The sequence below is a fragment of the Capnocytophaga sputigena genome, assembly GCF_002302495.1.
Taxonomy (GTDB): domain Bacteria; phylum Bacteroidota; class Bacteroidia; order Flavobacteriales; family Flavobacteriaceae; genus Capnocytophaga; species Capnocytophaga sputigena.
On sequence record NZ_CP022379.1, the window covers coordinates 1,482,237 to 1,500,667 of the forward strand.

At 38.1% G+C, this 18,431-nt stretch carries 20 protein-coding genes; 8 read left to right on the forward strand and 12 right to left on the reverse strand.

Annotation, left to right across the window (positions count from 1 at the left end):
• The first annotated feature begins 1 nt into the window (after window position 1).
• The 7 genes from CGC57_RS06420 (at window position 2) to CGC57_RS06450 (ending at window position 8,516) form a co-directional block, all read left to right on the forward strand.
• Window positions 2-805: a class I SAM-dependent methyltransferase gene (locus CGC57_RS06420; RefSeq protein ID WP_095898450.1), complete on the forward strand. Its 804-nt coding sequence runs from the start codon at window positions 2-4 to the stop codon at window positions 803-805.
• A gap of 57 nt (window positions 806-862) precedes the next feature.
• Entirely contained in the window at window positions 863-2,596 is a 1,734-nt protein-coding gene (locus CGC57_RS06425) for an ABC transporter ATP-binding protein (protein ID WP_095898451.1), read from the forward strand.
• Between the two features lie 22 nt (window positions 2,597-2,618).
• Window positions 2,619-4,340 carry an ABC transporter ATP-binding protein gene (locus CGC57_RS06430; protein ID WP_095898452.1) on the forward strand — a complete coding sequence of 574 codons (1,722 nt, stop codon included), beginning with the start codon at window positions 2,619-2,621 and terminating at the stop codon, window positions 4,338-4,340.
• Window positions 4,341-4,373: 33 nt separating this feature from the next.
• Window positions 4,374-5,597: a DUF4374 domain-containing protein gene (locus CGC57_RS06435; RefSeq protein ID WP_095898453.1), complete on the forward strand. Its 1,224-nt coding sequence runs from the start codon at window positions 4,374-4,376 to the stop codon at window positions 5,595-5,597.
• A gap of 33 nt (window positions 5,598-5,630) precedes the next feature.
• A complete protein-coding gene (locus CGC57_RS06440; protein WP_095898454.1) occupies window positions 5,631-6,848 on the forward strand; it encodes a DUF4374 domain-containing protein in 1,218 nt (405 codons plus the stop codon).
• A gap of 99 nt (window positions 6,849-6,947) precedes the next feature.
• On the forward strand, window positions 6,948-8,186 hold the full coding sequence (locus tag CGC57_RS06445) for a DUF4374 domain-containing protein (protein WP_095898455.1): 1,239 nt from the start codon (window positions 6,948-6,950) through the stop codon (window positions 8,184-8,186).
• Window positions 8,187-8,189: 3 nt separating this feature from the next.
• Complete coding sequence (locus CGC57_RS06450; protein WP_095898456.1) at window positions 8,190-8,516, forward strand: hypothetical protein; 327 nt, start codon at window positions 8,190-8,192, stop codon at window positions 8,514-8,516.
• Window positions 8,517-9,083: 567 nt separating this feature from the next.
• Here the strand turns inward: CGC57_RS06450 and CGC57_RS06455 are convergent.
• The 3 genes from CGC57_RS06455 to CGC57_RS06465 form a co-directional block, all read right to left on the reverse strand.
• Window positions 9,084-9,368: a hypothetical protein gene (locus tag CGC57_RS06455; RefSeq protein ID WP_095898457.1), complete on the reverse strand. Its 285-nt coding sequence runs from the start codon at window positions 9,366-9,368 to the stop codon at window positions 9,084-9,086.
• Window positions 9,368-9,925 (reverse strand): sigma-70 family RNA polymerase sigma factor, encoded by a 558-nt coding sequence (locus CGC57_RS06460; RefSeq protein WP_095898458.1) that lies wholly within the window; start codon window positions 9,923-9,925, stop codon window positions 9,368-9,370. The genes CGC57_RS06455 and CGC57_RS06460 overlap by 1 nt, the downstream gene beginning before the upstream one ends.
• Before the next feature lie 215 nt (window positions 9,926-10,140).
• A complete protein-coding gene (locus tag CGC57_RS06465) occupies window positions 10,141-10,506 on the reverse strand; it encodes a DUF2753 family protein (protein ID WP_232747192.1) in 366 nt (121 codons plus the stop codon).
• 315 nt (window positions 10,507-10,821) lie between these two features.
• Between CGC57_RS06465 and CGC57_RS06470 the strand changes: the two genes are divergently transcribed.
• Window positions 10,822-12,363, forward strand: coding sequence for a thiol-activated cytolysin family protein (locus tag CGC57_RS06470; RefSeq protein ID WP_095898459.1), 1,542 nt, complete (start codon window positions 10,822-10,824; stop codon window positions 12,361-12,363).
• A 205-nt stretch (window positions 12,364-12,568) separates the two neighbouring features.
• Here the strand turns inward: CGC57_RS06470 and CGC57_RS06475 are convergent, their stop codons facing one another.
• The 9 genes from CGC57_RS06475 to CGC57_RS06515 all read right to left on the reverse strand — a co-directional run bounded on the left by CGC57_RS06475 (window position 12,569) and on the right by CGC57_RS06515 (window position 18,311).
• Window positions 12,569-13,318, reverse strand: a complete 750-nt coding sequence (locus CGC57_RS06475; protein ID WP_095898460.1) for a uroporphyrinogen-III synthase — start codon at window positions 13,316-13,318, stop codon at window positions 12,569-12,571.
• Between the two features lie 22 nt (window positions 13,319-13,340).
• The gene (locus tag CGC57_RS06480) at window positions 13,341-14,012 is read right to left on the reverse strand and encodes a DUF4271 domain-containing protein (RefSeq protein WP_095898461.1); all 672 of its coding nucleotides are present in this window, start codon (window positions 14,010-14,012) and stop codon (window positions 13,341-13,343) included.
• A 2-nt stretch (window positions 14,013-14,014) separates the two neighbouring features.
• Window positions 14,015-14,422 carry a DUF4296 domain-containing protein gene (locus CGC57_RS06485; protein ID WP_095898462.1) on the reverse strand — a complete coding sequence of 136 codons (408 nt, stop codon included), beginning with the start codon at window positions 14,420-14,422 and terminating at the stop codon, window positions 14,015-14,017.
• 4 nt (window positions 14,423-14,426) lie between these two features.
• Window positions 14,427-15,764 (reverse strand): dihydroorotase, encoded by a 1,338-nt coding sequence (locus CGC57_RS06490; RefSeq protein ID WP_095898463.1) that lies wholly within the window; start codon window positions 15,762-15,764, stop codon window positions 14,427-14,429.
• Between the two features lie 16 nt (window positions 15,765-15,780).
• A complete protein-coding gene (locus CGC57_RS06495; RefSeq protein WP_095898464.1) occupies window positions 15,781-16,320 on the reverse strand; it encodes a GNAT family N-acetyltransferase in 540 nt (179 codons plus the stop codon).
• Window positions 16,317-16,610, reverse strand: coding sequence for a DciA family protein (locus CGC57_RS06500; protein ID WP_095898465.1), 294 nt, complete (start codon window positions 16,608-16,610; stop codon window positions 16,317-16,319). The genes CGC57_RS06495 and CGC57_RS06500 overlap by 4 nt, the downstream gene beginning before the upstream one ends.
• Before the next feature lie 16 nt (window positions 16,611-16,626).
• Window positions 16,627-16,923: a Txe/YoeB family addiction module toxin gene (locus CGC57_RS06505; RefSeq protein WP_095898466.1), complete on the reverse strand. Its 297-nt coding sequence runs from the start codon at window positions 16,921-16,923 to the stop codon at window positions 16,627-16,629.
• On the reverse strand, window positions 16,923-17,147 hold the full coding sequence (locus tag CGC57_RS06510; protein ID WP_002679792.1) for a hypothetical protein: 225 nt from the start codon (window positions 17,145-17,147) through the stop codon (window positions 16,923-16,925). The genes CGC57_RS06505 and CGC57_RS06510 overlap by 1 nt, the downstream gene beginning before the upstream one ends.
• Window positions 17,148-17,303: 156 nt before the next feature.
• On the reverse strand, window positions 17,304-18,311 hold the full coding sequence (locus tag CGC57_RS06515; protein WP_095898467.1) for a choice-of-anchor D domain-containing protein: 1,008 nt from the start codon (window positions 18,309-18,311) through the stop codon (window positions 17,304-17,306).
• Window positions 18,312-18,431: the final 120 nt, after the last annotated feature.

The following is an 18,431-nucleotide window of genomic DNA, read 5'->3' on the forward strand; positions in this document are numbered from 1 at the left end:
TATGAACAAAATACCTGAAACAATGCTCATTACTTTATGGGCAAAAGCAAGCGAACTAAAACAACACAATCCCTTGTTGCGCGATGAAAAAGCTGCTGAGATTATCAGCAAAATAGATTATGATTTCGGCAAATTCAAGAAAGCTGCCTTCTCACAAGCAGGGGTGTGCGTGCGCGCTAACCTCATCGATGAAGAGGCACGCAAATTTATCGCAGCTCACCCCGATGCGGTAGTCATACAACTGGGTGCAGGACTCGATGCCCGCTATGAGCGTTTGGGTTGCCCCGAAGTTACCCATTGGTATGAACTCGACCTGCCCGAAGTAATGCAATTGCGCTATCAGTTTTTTGAAGAAACTGAACGCCGCACTTTTTTAGAGATGTCGCTTTTCGATAGAGAATGGATTGACCTCGTGAAAGCACATCACAAGCCTCTGCTCATCATCGTGGAGGGCGTGCTGATGTACTTCCCCCAGAGAGAAGTAAAGGATTTTATGATCAATCTGTGCGATAAAGTAGATGAAGCCACTTTTTTGTTTGATATGCTCGCCTACGCCTTAGTAGGGCACGCGAAAAATCACGATTCGTTGAGAGCGATGGGTGAAAACCAACGCCCTGAATTTAAGTGGAGCGAAAAAGAAAGTTCCGTAATGGAAAGTTGGCATCCCAAAATCCATTTGGCTAAAGAGTATTATATGAGTGAGTACGACCAAGGTCGCTATCCTTTTATATTCAGAATGCTCTATAAGATTCCTTATTTCTATAAGCGATTTAACCAAAGAGTAGTTAATCTGTCAATTAGCTAATTTAGTGCGAACCGCACGGGCAATTCAGTGCGTTGCAAACTTAAGACTAACAAAACTATGATACAAAATCTCAAATATATTATAGCTCTTAAACCGAAAGAAATACTGAAAAGTGTGTTGTGGGAAATTGTACACAGCGGTTTTATCACAGCACCGTCAGGTATTTTGCTCATTATTGTATGGGAACTTTTCAAAGAACAACCTAACACTTCCCTCGTTTGGGTGATGGTAGGGCTGATGAGCCTCTTGCTCTGTTTGCAGTTTTTTGTAGCCTCACGCACTTTGGTCTCTTCTAATCTTTATGTGTACGACCTCGGTAAAGAAATGCGCATCAAATTGGGCAATCACTTGCAAAAGCTCTCTTTGGGTTTCTTCAAAAAGCGTGACCCTGGAGAAATAGGTTCAGTAATTATGCAAGATGTTGCCTCGTTTGAACATATTTTTAGTCACAGTTTTGGTAATTTGGCAGCTGCTCTTTTTGGTACTGTAATGCTATCAAGTTTCTTATTTTATTGCGATTGGCGACTCACCCTCTATTTATTAGTTGCCTTACCGCTTATCATTCCTTTTCTAAAACTCGGTACTTTCATCGTTGATAAATGGGGGTTGAGCAAAGCACAAGTGAAAGCCCGCAACGAGGTATCGGCTAAGTTCTTAGAATATGTACAAGGCATCCGACATTTAAAATCCTACGGACTTACAGGCGACAATTATAGCACTCTCGAAAAAGCCTACGCCGACCTCCGCCAAAAGAGTATCCGTTTAGAGGCTATCCCAGGACCTACGGTTACCCTTTCGTTTATAGTACTCGAAATAGGTTTTATACTGATGCTCGCCTTGGGTTTGTACTACCTCACACACGGCGAGATTACAGTACCTATACTAATGGTATTCCTCATTTTGGGGTATAACCTCTATAGTCCTATCAAAGTAGTATTGGTAGACTACCTGATGATTCGCTATATGAACGAGAGCCTCAGCAGAGTGATTGAAGTATTGCAAGAACCTACTATGGAAACCGATAAAAACGAGTTCCCTACCCATTTTGATATTGCTTTCCACGATGTAAGTTTCGGTTATCTACCGGATAAACAGACCCTTAGCCAGCTAAATTTCACAGTGCCTGAGCACAGTATGGTCGCTTTGGTAGGGCATTCAGGTTCGGGTAAAACCACTATTGCCTCACTCATCGCCCGCTTTTGGGATGTGACCAAAGGCAGTATCACCATTGGTGGAGTAGATATACGCCATATTCCGCAAGAGCGTTTCTACGGACTTATCAGCGAGGTTTTTCAAGAGGTATACCTCTTTGATGATACTATTTACAACAACATCAAAATAGGCAATCCACACGCTACCGAAGCTGAGGTTATAGCCGCTGCCGAGCGTGCCCAAGTACTGTCGTTTGCGTGGGAACTGCCTCAAGGAATGCACACCCCCGTAGGTGAAGGGGGCAACCGACTCTCAGGAGGTGAGAAGCAACGCATCAGTATTGCTCGTGCTTTGCTGAAAAACGCGCCCATCATCTTATTAGACGAAGCCACCGCCAGCCTCGACCCCGAAAACGAAATTTTTATTCAGCAGGCTATTCAAGAGCTTGTAAAAGATAAAACCGTGGTGGTGATTGCCCACAAGCTATCCACTATCAAAAATGCTGATAAGATACTCGTGTTAGAAAATGGCAAAATCGCCGAAGCTGGTACGCATAGCGAACTCTTAGCACAAAAAGGTATTTACCAGCGCCTTTGGACACTCCAACAGCAATCTGGAGGATGGAAATTGCCAAATTAGCAAATATGAAAATTAGCTTATTATGAAACGATTACTCCAAATAGCAGGACAACGCAAGACTTTACTCTTAGCCTCTTGCACCTTAGCCGTCATACACAGCGTGCTGAGCCTTGTACCTTATGCCTTAGTGTTTTACATTATTAAAGAACTCACCCAATCACAACCTAATTTCACCACTATCCAACAGTATGTGGTATATGCTATAGTGATGGTAATAGTGAGTATGGTAGCCTTTTTGCTTTCGGGTATTCTCTCGCATATCGCCGCTTTCAATATTCTCTATGGCTTGCGCAAAACTATTACTGAGAAAGTAGGCATCTTGCCTATGGGTTATCTTTCACACCGCAATTCGGGAGCTTTCAAGAAAATAATTTCAGACGATGTAGAACGTATCGAAACCTTTGTAGCTCACCAAATCCCCGATTTTGTAAAAGCCGTTGCCTTGCCTCTGCTCACCTTGGGCTATCTGTTTAGTGAAGACTGGCGGTTAGCACTCATCAGTTGTTTGCCGCTACTCGTATTGGTGGTGATAATGCCCCTGATGTTTGGCAGTAAAAACCAGAACCTCACCCAAAAATACCACCATTCACTCGAAGAAATGAGCGCCGGTATTGTAGAATATGTGCGCGCTATGCCAGTGATGAAAATCTTCCAGCAATCGGCTGAAACTTTTGATAAGTACGGCAAGAAAGTGCTCACCTTTCATCGTTTTGTAAGCGACTGGATACGCCACAGTTCACCCCCTTTTGCTATCTTTATGAGCTTTGCCAGCAATGCGATGTTGCCCGTTTTAGCATTGGGTTTATACCTCTATTTTCACAATGGGCTCACCCTCGCCACCCTGCTCTTCTTCCTAATTCTGGGCACAGGCTATATGCGCCCCGTGTTTGCGATGAGCAATATGGCAATGCAACTACAACTCATAGAGCAAGGCGTACAGCAAATAGACAAAATACTCGAAGCTCCCGTCCTACCCGAAACACACACTCCACAAGAGCCCTCTCATTACGATATTCGTTTCGATAAAGTATCGTTTGCCTACGACGGCGAACATTATGTACTCAACGACATCAACTTTATTGCTAAAGAAGGCTCTATTACCGCTTTGGTAGGTCCTTCAGGCGCAGGCAAGAGCACAGTAGGACAATTGTTGTCGCGTTTTTGGGATATACAAGAAGGAAGCATCAGCATTGGTGGGGTAGATATTCGTCAGTTATCTACTGAAAAGCTGATGCAGAAGGTCTCTTTTGTATTTCAAGACAGCTTTATGTTTGCTCAAACAATGTACGAGAATATCCGTATGGGGATGAACAAAACCAAAGAAGAAGTGATTGAAGCTGCTAAAGCTGCACAAATACACGATTTTATTATGAGCTTGCCCAAGGGCTACGACACTCTTTTCGGGCAACAAGGAGTACACCTCAGCGGGGGTGAACAACAGCGTTTTCAGTTGGCACGTGCTATTCTAAAAGATGCTCCTATTCTCATTTTGGACGAAGCTACTGCCTTTGCCGACCCCGAAAATGAATACAAAATACAACTAGCGTTTAGTGAGCTTATCAAGGGAAAAACCGTGCTTGTTATCGCTCACCGCCTTTCCACCATCACCACTGCCGACCAGATTATCGTTTTTGAAAAAGGTGAAATCAACACCATCGGTACTCATAACGAGCTCTTGCAAAGTAGTGAACTCTATCAACGAATGTGGAATGCACACAACAGAGCCCAAGATTGGAATATCTAAAATGATTAAATTAACCCATAAATACAAACTAAAATGAAAAAAGTAATCTTAACTTTCTGCAGTCTTGCTCTGCTTAGTGTGTCTTGCAAAAAAGACGACACCCCTACCCCTACTCCTTCTAATGAAGGCAGTGGAAAGTATTTGGTGAAAACTACCTTTAAAAACCCCGACGGTAAAAGCGGTAGTTCTTACTTACAACTTACTAATGATCTCAATGCCACTACTGCCTTAAACAACAAACAAGCTATACAAGTGCCTTATATGTCGAGTGTAATGATATATGGCAATGAGGTATATTCATTAGATGCTGTTGATGGTAGTTATGGTGTGAGAAAATTTATTTACAACCCTACTACCCAAAAACTTACCGAAAGTAAAAAATTCGATACCCCTGCACACTCTATGCCCTGCAACTTGATAAAGGTGAGCGATACCAAAGCCTATTTGCCTTTATACAACGTACCAAAGGTATTGATTATCAACCCACAAACAATGCAGAAAACAGGTGAAATAGACATTCAAAGGTACGCCCACAGCGACAGCAGTCCGGATGCAGGCTACGGAATAATACGCGATGGGTATTTCTACCTACCCCTATTGCAATTAGGACCTGATTATGCTCCTTATGCCGACCATCTCCAAAGTGATGTACTCATCATCAATGTACAAACTGATAAGGTAGAAAAGGTAATATCAGAAACCACTACTCACTTGGCTATGCCTTCTCAACCCTCGTATAAAACTTGTATTTTCACCACCGAAAACAAAGATATATATATAATGTGTGCTGGTTATTTCGGGTTCAATCCCGCAAATACCCATTCAGGGTTTGTGTGCATACCTCAAAGTACTACGGTATCGGTTACTGAGTTTGATAGCAATAAGAGTTGGGATATATCCAACACTACTATTGAGGGTACTACCTATAAACCTGCAACTATCTATAGTGTGGAATACTTAGGTAATGGCAAAGCAGTAGGTTTTGTAGGTGCTGCTGAACTGAATGTAAAAGACCCTTTCACCGATAAAAATGGTATTGCCGTATTGATAGACCTCAACGCTAAAACTATCAAGAAGATTGATGGTATCCCTTATACCGATAGCCATAGTGTGTTTATTGGTAGAAACAACAACGAAGTGATTTTTGGTGTATCGGGTACAGACAAAAGAGGTTTGTTTAGCTATAACCCTGCTACCGGTATCAGCAAGCAAGTGCTAAACACAGAAGGGGGTGCAGACTTCTTCCACGCATTCTGATTAATTTGTCAATTTACTAATTAATATATTACAATGAAAAAAGTATTTTTAACAGCGTGCTCTTTAGCATTGCTATTAGTCTCTTGCAAAAAAGACGACAACAACAAACCTGCTCCTTCTAATACAGAAGGTGGAAAGTACCTATTGCAAACCTCTATCGCTAGTGCTGACGGTACTACGGGTACCTGCTATCTGCAAACCTTCGCCAACCTATCAGGAAAGATTGACAACAGCAAGGCAGCTCAAATACCGTTTGGGGCTATTGTGGTAGTGGAAGGTAATGAGGTGTTTGTAGTAGATGATTATACAGGCACTAAAGGACTCACCAAATGGCAATACAACCCTGCTAACCACTCAATAGTTGAAAAAGCTATGTTGCCTATCCCTGCTAATTCGCAAGCCTCTGCCTTGGTGAAAGTGAGCGATACCAAAGCCTATTTGCCACTTTTTGCCTTAGGAAAAATCATCGTACTCAATCCACAAACAATGAAAAAAACGGGAGAGATAGATTTAAGCCCTTATGCACATACCGATAACAGCCCAGAACCTTCCACTGGGATTGTAAAGGACGGCTATTTCTACTTGGCTTTAGCTCAAGAAAAGAAAAACTATGAACCTTATGAAGATTACGTGCAAGCCGATGTAGCGATTATCAACATCCAAACTGATAAGGTAGAGAAGGTAGTATCTGAAAAAACTTCAGGCATCTGCTACCCTACTCGTCCTTCTATGCGCGGAATGATATTCACTACCGAAAACAAAGATATTTACATCGCTTGTCCTGGGTTCTACGGCTTCAATCCTGCACACCCTAAATTTGGCTTTGTGTGTATCCCCAATGCTGCAACCGTTTCTAATACAACCTTCGATAGTAGCAAGTCGTGGGATTTATCACAAACAACCATTCAGGGCACTCAGTACAAGCCCGCTGCTATTCTCAACACTAAATATATAGGTAACGGAAAAGTAGTAGCTTATGTGAGTGTTGCCGAACTTTATGGCAATAATCCATTTACAGCTAAAATGGCAATGGCAGTACTGATAGACCTCAACGCTAAAACAATGAAAAAAATAGAAGGTGTACCACTCACCGACCCACAAAGTCTGTTTATAGGTAAATATGAAAACGAGGTAATACTAAGTGCTTCTGGCAGTGATAAAGTAGGACTATTCCGCTACAATCCTGCCAATGGCAATGTACAACAAGTGCTCACCACCCAAGGAGACGCTACTTTCTTCCACACATTTTAGTGCGAGCCTCATAGGTACTTTGTAACGTCGCAAACTTTGGCAAAGTCCAAGGACTTTGCCAAAGTATAAAAATCAATAATGAATCAAAAAAAATAAACTATAATGAAAAAAGTAATCTTAACTTTCTGCAGTCTTGCACTGCTGAGTGTGTCTTGCAAAAAAGATGACAACAACAAACCAGCTCCTGTGCCTCCCAGCACGGTAGAGTACAACGGTAATTTCTTATTAGAAACTTCGGTGAAAAATCCCGACGGAATGAGTGGTAGTTCCTATCTTCAAATCATCCATAAAATGGCAGGAGGTATCGCTGTTGATAACTCCAAAGCCGGACAAATAGAATTTGGTTCTTCAGTACAAGTAGAAGGTAACAACGTCTACCTTTTCGACACTATGAAAGGCGTAGGTGGTATCACTCAATATACTTATGACCCTGCTACTCAAAAACTTACTAAAGGAGCTACTCTTGCAGGAATTTCTAACTCAATGGTAGGTCACCTTGAGAAAGTAAGCGCTACCAAAGCCTACGTGCCTATGTATACCCAAGGTGTTGTGTGGATTATCAACCCACAAACAATGCAAAAAACAGGAGAAATCAATCTCGCCCAATACGCTCACAGCGACAGCAGTCCTGAGCCTGCTATGGGTATTATTCGCGATGGCAAGTATTACCTATGTCTCAACCAAATCAACCCTGGAGCAGGTTGGCAACCTTATGCTAATTATCAACAGTGTGATGTAGCGATCATCAACCCTCAAACTGATGTAGTGGAAAAAGTAGTATCCGAAACTACTACCAAACTCACCTTCCCCACCCGCCCAATGGCGCAATGCAAAGGAATGCTCTTCACCAATGAAGCAGGTGATATTTATATCGCTACTGCAGGCTATTTTGGGTACTCTAAAGACAATACCAAATGTGGTTTCCTCTGCATTCCCAAAGGCAGTACCGAGTTTGATAGCAGCAAATCGTGGGACATCTCCACTACCACCATTGCAGGCACAAATTATAAACCTGCCAGCGTGTATAACTGTCAGTATATAGGCAATGGTAAAGCAGTAGCCTATGTAGGTATAGTAGAACTCGGTGGGTCAAACCCCTACACTGCTAAAAATGCAATGGCTGTACTCGTAGATTTCAATGCCAAATCCATCAGCCAAATAAGAGGCGTTCCTCTTACCGACGGACATAGTATCCTTATCACCAAGCTGAAAGACAGAGTGCTATTTGGTGCTTTTGGAAGTGATAAACGCGGACTCTTCGCTTTCAACCCAGCTACCGAAACCGTAGAGCAAATCCTCTCTACTACTGGTAACCCTGCCTTTTTTCACGCATTTTAATATATGAAGAAACTATATTTAATTGCCATTATAGGGATTATATTATTAGGTATAGCACATTCAGTGCTTTGTTTTAAAACATACCACACACCTTCGGCTGAAGCCTTTTGGTTTTTCAGTGCGGGTTTAGCTCTTATTTTTGCAGGATTAACCAATGCGTTGCATTATAAGTTACACCTGCTTATCACCTTTCGGTATGTACTTGTTATAAACCTGTTATTAGTGCTTTTTACTATATTTTTAGCTGTAAAAGTACCTATACCAAGCACTATTTTAGTAGCTTTTTTCTCAGCTTTGTTATTTGTAACTATCAGAAAACTGAGAAGGTGATAGTGATTTTCTCAAAATAAAAAATGCCGTGAAATATTTCATGGCATTTTTTTACTTAACTAAACCAATTCATTTTGAAAAGAAAAAAAATTATTGATGAGCAACTTTTATTATTTTCATTTGTAATATCCGCTCAAATAAAAGAGCCTATAATGGGCTATAGAACTCTTTTATTTTTCTGAACGGACGAAAACTAGATCATTAATGAAAGACAACAAATAATTATGTCCTTAAATTTCAGTGTATTTATAAGCTTTTTTTAACTAAAAAACTAACCCTAAAGAGTGTGAGATTTTTTAGATGAAAAAATCATATAATATAGTCGAATGTGTATACTCTTAAAGGGTTAGTAAAATAAAGCTAAGTGTTAAAAACAGAATGTGATGAAGTTTTCTTTAAAGGTTACTTTTATTTTTAAAAACATTTAACATCATATTAATAGTCATTAAAAAACCAAATCCTGACAATATTTTTTCTTCTTTTTTAAAAAGAAGGGAATACTAAAAAAAAACAAAAAATAAGTATTCCCTTCTACATTTAAAAATAATTGACATTGAACTATAATAGCTAATAATGTAAGCGTTGTTTTAGTTGGTTTTTAAATTGTTGTAGTTCTTTCTGCTCTATTGCTATATGGGGCACTCGCTTGAGTGATATTGTTTGTAGCCAGTGGTCTATCACTTTAGCTTTTTTGCTATAATCTAAACATATCTTACAAATGTATAAATGAGCTTTTAGTTGTAGTTTTTCTTTTAGTGATAATTTGCTGTGCAATTGTTTTTCTATCATAAAAGTAGCTTCATCACAAGGCATACAAACAAAGTGAATGAATTTATGTAAAAAGTGTTTCATTATTTATTAAACCAATTTATTTCTAAATACTCCCGAAGCTGCATACGGCTACGTTGCAATATCTTCCAATAATTAGTAGGAGTAATATTCATAACCTGACAAATTTCAGAAGATTTTTTACCTTCGAGGTAACACATTTTCATCAAAAGTCCCCATTTGGTAGGAAGTTTATTGAGTGCATTACGGAGAATTTTGTTAAATTCGGGATTATCGAGTAAATTTTCTAATGAATGAGATGATTCGTCTTCCCATTCGTCTATTTCTTGATTTTTTTTCCAAGAACCATCTTCATCAAAGAAGTAATCGAAGTTTATGAGAGGAGTTTTGTATTTCTTTTTGTAGTAATCGGCTATTTTGTGGTTGAGAATAGCTTTGAGCCACGTAAGTGGGTTACTTTTGTTTTGGAAAGAATCGTAAGAGGAGAGTGCTGTGAGAAAGACCTCTTGAACTAAATCTTCTGCTTCTACTCCATCAGAAACTAAATAGTTAGCACAATTGAGTAAATGTTCAGAATAAGCATCTACCCATTGCGCTACTTCTTCGGTTGATGATCTCATATTTAATATTATTTTTATTGATTAATTAAAAATACATTATTTTACTACATTGTAGTAGTCATCAAAAAAATGACAAAAATTTAATATTTTTCTTTGAACATTAAAATTATTTACAAATATCAAGCCAAATATTACAAATTATTTGATAATATTATCTTTTATATTACATTTTTAATAATCTTAATCAGATTGATAGATTGCAAAATGTTTTATTTTCAACAAAATAAGCTGCTCAAAGTTTGCATTTTTTCTTCAAAAATATTTTTCTTCAATAGCCTTTGTTTGTATAAATAGCTTAGAAAAAGTATTCCTTGTTTTAAAACCTTTTCAGCTTGTAAAGGTTCACCTATCTGCTGATATATTTGAGCCAAATTCTCACAAGAAAAAGTATATATCTCTGCAAAAGGAATTTGTAATTCTTCACATCTCTTAGAGTGAGTGGCTAATACTTCAGCCCGATACAAAGCTTCTTTACTATAAGAAAGAGCTTTTGTATAAGCCTCTTGAATAAATTCTTGCGAGGATAATGTTACAAGTTCCTGCCAATAATTTTTAATATGACACATACAATAATCACTCATAATGCTTAGTTTTAAGAGAATTAATATTTTTAGTGCAAAAATAATATTTTTTTAGGTAAAACTAAAATTACAACGGTGAAAAAGTGAAATTATTTCCATTTAATTCTTATATTTTATTATTTATCAATATATTAATGGGAAGTTTTAAAATTTTTCATTAGCAGTGTTTTCTACTTATTATAGCGAATAAAAAAATCAGCTTGACAATTTTTTTTTATATTTTTTGTCAGGTTTATCATAAAAATATTACTATAAAGGAAACGATGTTTTAGCTAATTCAGTTGTTTTTTCATTTTATCAATCAATTATAAACAAATGGAAGTAAAAAATTCAACTTTTTTGAAAAGCTCAATACTGCTTTTCTCAGCAATGGCTCTATTCTCTTGTAAAAAAGAGGATACTACCGAATCTAAAAATAATTTAAACGCTACACAACTCAACGATTATGTAGCTAAACTACCTTCAGTACAACAGCGCACTCCTTTTGCCGAGCGCCTCGCAGGACAAAATGTCGGTAGAAATGTTTCTTTATTGGATGACGCTGTTTTCACAGCTAACAGCAGTAGATACTATGAACAAGCTAAAGAGTACGAAAACCAACTTTTATTTACCGAAAACGATGAAGTTTTCTACCCAGGCGCCTTATTGAAGTCTAAAACAGTAGTTGATGGTTCTTATTCAGCTATTTTTGCCCCTCGCAAACCCTACACTATCTCTACTTCTCTTACTGGTGATAAAACGAGTATTACGGTAGAAAACGCATCGCTTTCGGCTGCTCGTAATGCTATTAGTGAATTGTTAAACAAGAACTTCAATGCTCCTCCCGCTAATATCACTTACAATAGCTATGAGGTGCACGACGAGCAACATTTGAAACTCGCTTTAGGAGCCAGCTATACGGGGGCTATAAATAGCGTAAAGGGTAATGTAAATTTTAAATACGAAACTGAGAAAACCCGCTATATCGTAAAAATAGAACAAGTGTTCTATACTATTGATGTAGATGCTCCTCAAAAACCTTCTGATTTCTTTAAAGAAGATTTCGATTTTCAAAAGGAATTAGGTAGTGAAAAACCTATCTATATCTCGTCTATTAAATACGGACGTGTTTTATTACTCGGCATTGAATCATCTCTTACCAAAACAGAAGTGGAGGCTAAAATTAACGCCTCTTTCTTAAGTGGAAAAATTTCTGCAGAAGCCGAAACTGCTTTCAACGATTTGAAAAAAAGCTCTACTATCACCGGACGTGTGTTAGGTGGAAATGCTAAATTGGCTGGAAAAAGCATAGGTGATTTTAATGCTATACGTACCTTTTTAGAAGAAGGAGCTACTTTTGGAAAAGATAATTTAGGGGTTCCTATTTCATATAGACTGAGAGAGTTAGGCACTAATAATGTATTTAGAACTGTTATTTACTCTAAATATCTAAAAAACGATGCTGGTTCTGTTGATAACAAAAAATTAGATTTTGAAATTCTTATTAAAAGAGATTTTTTAACTGATTTATTAGACAGAAGACAAGGTACTTTGTACTATACTGTAAATAGAAAAACTAACGGAAAGGTTACTAGTTCTGAACATCTTAAATACGACTATTACGGAGCTATCAAGCAAAGTATTTCCTCACTCAAGAAAGGTGAGTCTGTAAGCATTGATGTAAGAATTAAGAAAGATCATGGATCTGTAGAAATTACTTTTGAACTTCCTTCTCTTGAAGAATTAGTTAGAAAAGCTATGCTTACACCTACTGGTAAAAATATGTATGATTTAGACGAAGGAAAAGGTCTTCGGTTAAACGATACTTCTGGAAATTACTACCTTACTATTGGTATTAAAAACCAGAAAGTAAATTAGAGGAGAAAAACTTTATTTCTTGTATAAACATTATATTTATTTTTTTAGCCGTTTTGAATACTCTCATAGAGGGGCAGAGTTTTGGACAAGTTACTTAAACTTCTAAAAGTTATTCATACAGCTTTATTTAAAAGGGGGGGTATCAGTTGATGGATACCCCCCTTTGTTAGGATACAAAAAAAGACTGCTAAAAAGCAGTCTTTTTTTATTTTTTACTATTTTGTTTGCCTAAATAATGGTCGAGGGCAACGGTCATCGAGGGGCTTTCGGGTGAAGGCGCTTTGATATCGATAATGAGTCCTGCTTCTTCAGCAGCTTTAAGGGTTGCATCGCCATAAACGGCTATTTTAGTTTTCTTTTGTGAGAAATCGGGGAAACTCTTAAAAAGGGCTTCTATACCTGCAGGTGAAAAGAAAGTGAGTATGTCGTACTTGTTTTCTTTAATTGCCGAAATATCGCAATATACTGTGCGGTAGAATACCACGCGTTCCCATTTTATTTTAATCTCATCTAAAGCAGATGTAGCTTCGGGTTTAGGAGCGTCAGAACCTGGAAAGAGAAATTTCTCGTCTTTGTACTTCTTGAGGATAGGCAAGAGGTCGGCAAACTCTTTTTTACCTACATATATTTTGCGCTTGCGATAAGTGATATATTTCTGCAAGTAGTAAGCAATGGCTTCCGATTGGCAAAAGTACTTCATTGTGATAGGCACTTTAAAGCGCATTTCTTCAGCAATACGAAAATAATGGTCTACAGATTTGCGGCTGGTAAGAATAACGGCTGTAAATTTGGTAAGGTCAATCTTCTGCATTCTGATGTCCTTAGCGGTCATCCCTTCTACTTTGATGAAAGGCACAAAATCTACTTTCACGTTGTGGTTTTGAATGATTTGTGCGTACGGAGAGTTTTCAGCCTTTGGCTCTGGTTGCGAAACTAATATCGATTTTACCTTCATAAATGTTATTTCTTTACACTTCCTAAAAATACCTTGTTCCGTAAATGAGAAAGATATAGGGTGCTATTTCAAGGGTGCAAAGATACAAAATAAAATAGAATAAGTATGGTTTTATTTCTTTTTGATTGGATTTTATGATTTTAAGCCAACTTAATATATTGATAATCAGTAGTATCATAAATAACACTAAAAGAAGTAAAAACAAGTGTTTTTCGCTTGTAAAAGGTAGATAAACACCTAAAAAAAGGACAATTATCATCACAATTGCAGCGTACGAGGAGTAAGCTATCCTGCTAAAAATGTAATCTCTGCTAAAATCGGAGAGGTCGAAAAGACTGCTAATCCATCGCTGAAGAAGCAGTTTTGCAACAAGAAATAGAAATACGAAAAGTACTATTTCTAAAAACATAAACCTCTCAGTATAAAGCATTGTTATCCCATAATGTTTTAGGCATATATATACAAAAAGTGCTAAACACAAACATTGTATGAGGTAGAGTACCACCGTGAAAAGGTGGAGTTTGCGTTCCTTCTTGCCATAGATAATGATATACTTATTGTTGAGCAATAGCCGCTGATAGTCCATAAAATGTTTAGGATAGAACACGCGCAGGAAAGCTACCAAGCCAAAAATGAGCAGGAAGGCAGGAAATATCCAAGTGAGATAAGTGTGATGAATGAGCAGTGCGTCCAAAATTACTGAGTGGGTTCTTTAATGAGTTCTTCTTTGAGTTGTTCTTCTTTTTTAATGTCTTTAGGGGTGTTTATCACTTTATCGATACTATCGCGTTGGAGTTTGATTCTCTTTTCTACTTTCTTTACAATGGTATCGTATTCTTTAGGGAAAGAAGCGTAGTACACCATATTCTGCGCTAGCGAAATACTATCGATTTGGTATTTTTTGTAGATAAACTGTTGTGAGTTGAACTGCAACGAGTCTAATTTTTGAGCTTGTGAAACTTTCATAGATTCTAACACAGCCAAATCGTAGAGCAGATTTTCCATTTGTTTTTCGTCCAAAAACTTATCGGGTTTAGGAACGATATTCTTTTTGCAAGCTGCTACTGCGAGTAGCAAAACCAATATATAAATAATTTTCTTCATAGTCTTATCTGTTGAAAGTGATGCGTTGCCCCTGAGGCTCTGCCATAAGTTTACCATTGTGGTACACCTGTTTGCCATTTACAAAAGTGCTCACCACAGCCGAATGGAACTGTTGCCCTTCAAGCGGACTCCAGCCACATTTATACAACAGGTTGTTTTTCTGTACCGTCCATTGGGTATCCAGATCCAGCAGCACAAGGTCGGCGTAATAACCTTCACGCAAAAAACCGCGGTCTTTTACCTGAAAAAGGATTGCGGGATTATGACACATTTTCTCTACTATTTTTTCGATAGAAATACTACCATCATAAGATTTCTCGAGCATTGCCACAAGCGAGTGCTGTACCAAAGGTGCCCCTGAAGGGATATTCAGATAGCCCTTGCGTTGTTTTTCTTCGAGGGTGTGCGGTGCGTGATCGGTAGCAATCACATCCAGACGGTCATCTAAGAGGGCTTGCCACAGCGCTGTGCAGTCATCAGCTGTTTTTACTGCCGGATTCCATTTAATGAAAGCCCCGCGAGTAGTATAATCGTCTTCCGAAAACCACAAGTGATGCACACACACCTCAGCAGTGATTTTCTTATCTTTTAGTGGCATATCATTGCGGAAAAGGTTGGTTTCCTTAGCTGTCGAAAGGTGGAAAACGTGCAGACGTGCACCTGTTTTTTCAGCCAGAGCAATGGCGCGTGAAGAGGATAGATAGCAAGCCTCAGCACTGCGGATATAAGGGTGCAGGTCTATAGGGATATCCTCGCCATACAAGGCTTGATAGTGAGCTAAATTCTTGCGAATAGTTGCTTCATCTTCACAATGGGCTGCGATGACCAAATCTACATTGTTGAAAATAGCTTCTATGGTTTTCTCATTGTCTACGAGCATATTCCCCGTAGATGAGCCTAAGAAGAGTTTCACCCCTGCACAAGCGTTCTTATCTAAGCGTTTCAGTTCTTCGAGGTTGTCGTTTGTTCCTCCTAAAAAGAAAGAATAATTAGCAAAAGAGGATTGTTTGGCAATTGCAAATTTCTCTTCCAAAAGCGGAATCGTTACGGTTTGAGGTACGGTGTTAGGTTGCTCAAAAAAGGTAGTTACACCCCCGGCTACCGCAGCACGACTTTCGGTAGCAATAGTAGCTTTATGAATAAGTCCAGGTTCGCGGAAGTGCACTTGGTCGTCAATCACTCCAGGGATGAGATACTTGCCTTCGGCTTCTATCACCTCGTAATTCCCTTTGGGAGTGATGTGAGAGCCTATTTGGGCAATGCGCTCTCCCTCAATCAGGAGATCGCCTTGAAAGAGGGTATTTTCGTTTATAATAATGGCGTTTTTGATAAGGGTTTTCATTATTACCTATTATTTGTTACCTGAATACAAGGTGTTTATATACTCCACCTGCAAGCGTTTGTTCATTTACATATTCAAACCCTAAGCGGGTGTAAAGGCGTTCGGCTTCGGGGTTTTGTACATCCACGAGTAAGCCTATGGGTTGAGTAGCCACCTTTTTGAGATGCGTGATAAGTTTAGAGCCTATGCCTTTACCTTGGGCTGTGGGCAGTACGCTGAGGGTATCTATATAAAGTTCACCTTCGGCGGTCTCATCTTCGAGCACAATATTTATACCGTAGCTACTGCGAATGAGCACCAACACAGGGGCGCGCAAGCGGTGCAAATGCGCTCCATCATAAGCAATAACTGACCCTATTACTGCGCCCTCTTCTTCATATACCCAAGCGTTTTTATAAGAATACTGATTGTCTTCTTGTTCAAAGAGGGTTTTTAGCAAGGCAATAGCTTCTTCTTTGTGGTCTTTGCCTATCATTTTATACACGATTTCCTCCATTGCTTGAAACATTAGTGGGGCAACAGCAGGTGCATCGGTAGGGGTTGCAGGTCGTATCATCCGTTTAGAAATATAACTTTTTGAATTAGAGATTCTCCCAAGCGCTCGTTGAGGTTCTCAATAATTTTGGTTTTGCCATAACTCAATTCGTTGCTAAGTGCAGGCGAAGTTAGTCGCACATATAGCGTATTGCCTTTGAGCTCTACCGAGGTAGTATAACGCGCTATAGTTGTACCCATCAGTTCATTCCAAAGGGTTGGCAACGAGGCTTTTTGCAAACCATAATTGAGGTGATTTTGCTTTACAATGAGCTTAATAACCTCCGAGAGGGTGTGAGTATTTCCGTCCATAATTTTAACTCTTTAATTACTTATCATTGTAATGTCCGAAAGCAGAAAGTACTTCTACTTTTTTTTCTTCCTCAAAAACTTCATATATAAAGCGATGTTTTCCATTGATTCTTTTGGAATATACATTTCTTTCTCCATATCCTTTAAGAGGTTCCGTCTGTCCAGTTCCTTTTGTAGGGGTCTCTTCTAACTCATCTAAAAAAGCATCTATCTTTTTTAGTATTTGTTTATTACCTGATTGTTTATGGATTTTTAAATCACTAAAAAATTCTTTTGAATAAATAATCTCAAAGGTTGGTTGTTTTTCTTCCATTAGTCAAACATCAATTTTTTCATTTCTTCCCTACTCATTTGTATTTTTTCACCAGCTCTTGCACGATCTATTTTAGCAAAAAAAGCCTCCTTAGTCATCAAAGTTTCGTCCTTTTCTTCTTTAATAACCTTGGTTGTAGCTTTCAAACTATTTAAAATTCTTTCGATAAATGGAAAGTCTACAGCTTGTATTTCTGATTGGAATGTAATTGTGGTTGCTTCCATAGTTTCAATATTTTTTGCAAATGTACAAATTAATTATCAATTATCAATTATTTACCTGACCTATTACTTGTTAGCTATCACTAAAAAAGAGGTTGCCTAAAGTTTAGACAACCTCTTTAGAATTATAAAGCCAGCAGTACTCAAAACTGGATTTTGTTAGTTACATTCTGTTTTGAATTCTGCTCTAGTTCCTTGTTTAAACCAGTTTGCTACAAGATTTGTTAATTGTTCAGCGCTTACTTTTACACATTGTAAGGAATTGGCACCATTCAATTGCACGTACGTAAGTTTAGTATTTTTTGAAAGGTCTAAACTCGTTAGAGAATTGTTTTCATTTAGATATAAACCTTTGAGTTCTGTAAGTTTAGAAATATCTAAAGAAGTGAGTTTGGATTTATTGCAATACATATTAGTAAGACTTGTATTAAGAGTAACACCTTTAAAATCAGAACCTCCACAAGCAAAGGTTTTGATATGCTCATTTTGAGAAATATCAATACTAATAATACCTTTTTCTCCAGAAAATTCCATTTTTGTAAATTTTCCATAAATAGAAACCGTATTAGAGCTACCTATTCCTACAAAAAGGTTTCCTGCTTTTACACTGGGATATAGAACTTCTGACAAAGCCTCACCTCCATCTTTTACACCATTGTTATTCCGGTCAAACCACACCTCAGGAATATCATTCTCTGCAATTGCAACGCTTAATATAAAGGAATCACCTTCAGCCTTGTTAGTAACAAAAGTTACTTTAGGTGTTATGGTAGCAGTTCCTTTTAGCGGAATAGTAATAGTTCCTGCATTGCTTTTAATCAATAAGTTAGCTATTTTATTTCCATTAGTTTTAGGAGAAAGGGTAACGGTAAATTCGTATTTTTTACCTACTCCTATAGTAGTAGGCGAAGCTGTGGTTGTAAACTCATCGGCATTGGCACCTGTAAATTCCACTGATGTAATAGTAACATCGGTTGCTCCAGTATTACTGATTGTAATGGTTTTAGAAGTAGTACCATTCACAAAATCACCTTTAGGGGCAGTTACTTCCATCTTAGGAACTTGTAAAGATGGCTGTTGCGGATTGTCGTCATTCTTTTTACAAGAAACGAAAGTAGCGAATGCTAATGAAAATAGCATTACTGAAAAACTGAATCTTTTTTTCATAAAACTGAATTTTAAATTATTATGTGCAAAGATACAAATAATTTGTCAATTAGCAAATTATATCTCATTGAAAATGACTAATTAAAAAACAAAAAATGCGTGATTTATGGTAAATCACGC

Excerpts from the sequence above, each read along its gene's own strand:
- CGC57_RS06420 (WP_095898450.1), top strand. The coding sequence starts at position 2 with ATGAACAAAATACCTGAAACAATGCTCATTACTTTATGGGCAAAAGCA.
- CGC57_RS06425 (WP_095898451.1), top strand. The coding sequence starts at position 863 with ATGATACAAAATCTCAAATATATTATAGCTCTTAAACCGAAAGAAATA.
- CGC57_RS06430 (WP_095898452.1), top strand. The coding sequence starts at position 2,619 with ATGAAACGATTACTCCAAATAGCAGGACAACGCAAGACTTTACTCTTA.
- CGC57_RS06435 (WP_095898453.1), top strand. The coding sequence starts at position 4,374 with ATGAAAAAAGTAATCTTAACTTTCTGCAGTCTTGCTCTGCTTAGTGTG.
- CGC57_RS06440 (WP_095898454.1), top strand. The coding sequence starts at position 5,631 with ATGAAAAAAGTATTTTTAACAGCGTGCTCTTTAGCATTGCTATTAGTC.
- CGC57_RS06450 (WP_095898456.1), top strand. The coding sequence starts at position 8,190 with ATGAAGAAACTATATTTAATTGCCATTATAGGGATTATATTATTAGGT.
- CGC57_RS06455 (WP_095898457.1), bottom strand. The coding sequence starts at position 9,368 with ATGAAACACTTTTTACATAAATTCATTCACTTTGTTTGTATGCCTTGT.
- CGC57_RS06460 (WP_095898458.1), bottom strand. The coding sequence starts at position 9,925 with ATGAGATCATCAACCGAAGAAGTAGCGCAATGGGTAGATGCTTATTCT.
- CGC57_RS06465 (WP_232747192.1), bottom strand. The coding sequence starts at position 10,506 with ATGAGTGATTATTGTATGTGTCATATTAAAAATTATTGGCAGGAACTT.
- CGC57_RS06470 (WP_095898459.1), top strand. The coding sequence starts at position 10,822 with ATGGAAGTAAAAAATTCAACTTTTTTGAAAAGCTCAATACTGCTTTTC.
- CGC57_RS06475 (WP_095898460.1), bottom strand. The coding sequence starts at position 13,318 with ATGAAGGTAAAATCGATATTAGTTTCGCAACCAGAGCCAAAGGCTGAA.
- CGC57_RS06485 (WP_095898462.1), bottom strand. The coding sequence starts at position 14,422 with ATGAAGAAAATTATTTATATATTGGTTTTGCTACTCGCAGTAGCAGCT.
- CGC57_RS06490 (WP_095898463.1), bottom strand. The coding sequence starts at position 15,764 with ATGAAAACCCTTATCAAAAACGCCATTATTATAAACGAAAATACCCTC.
- CGC57_RS06495 (WP_095898464.1), bottom strand. The coding sequence starts at position 16,320 with ATGATACGACCTGCAACCCCTACCGATGCACCTGCTGTTGCCCCACTA.
- CGC57_RS06500 (WP_095898465.1), bottom strand. The coding sequence starts at position 16,610 with ATGGACGGAAATACTCACACCCTCTCGGAGGTTATTAAGCTCATTGTA.
- CGC57_RS06505 (WP_095898466.1), bottom strand. The coding sequence starts at position 16,923 with ATGGAAGAAAAACAACCAACCTTTGAGATTATTTATTCAAAAGAATTT.
- CGC57_RS06510 (WP_002679792.1), bottom strand. The coding sequence starts at position 17,147 with ATGGAAGCAACCACAATTACATTCCAATCAGAAATACAAGCTGTAGAC.
- CGC57_RS06515 (WP_095898467.1), bottom strand. The coding sequence starts at position 18,311 with ATGAAAAAAAGATTCAGTTTTTCAGTAATGCTATTTTCATTAGCATTC.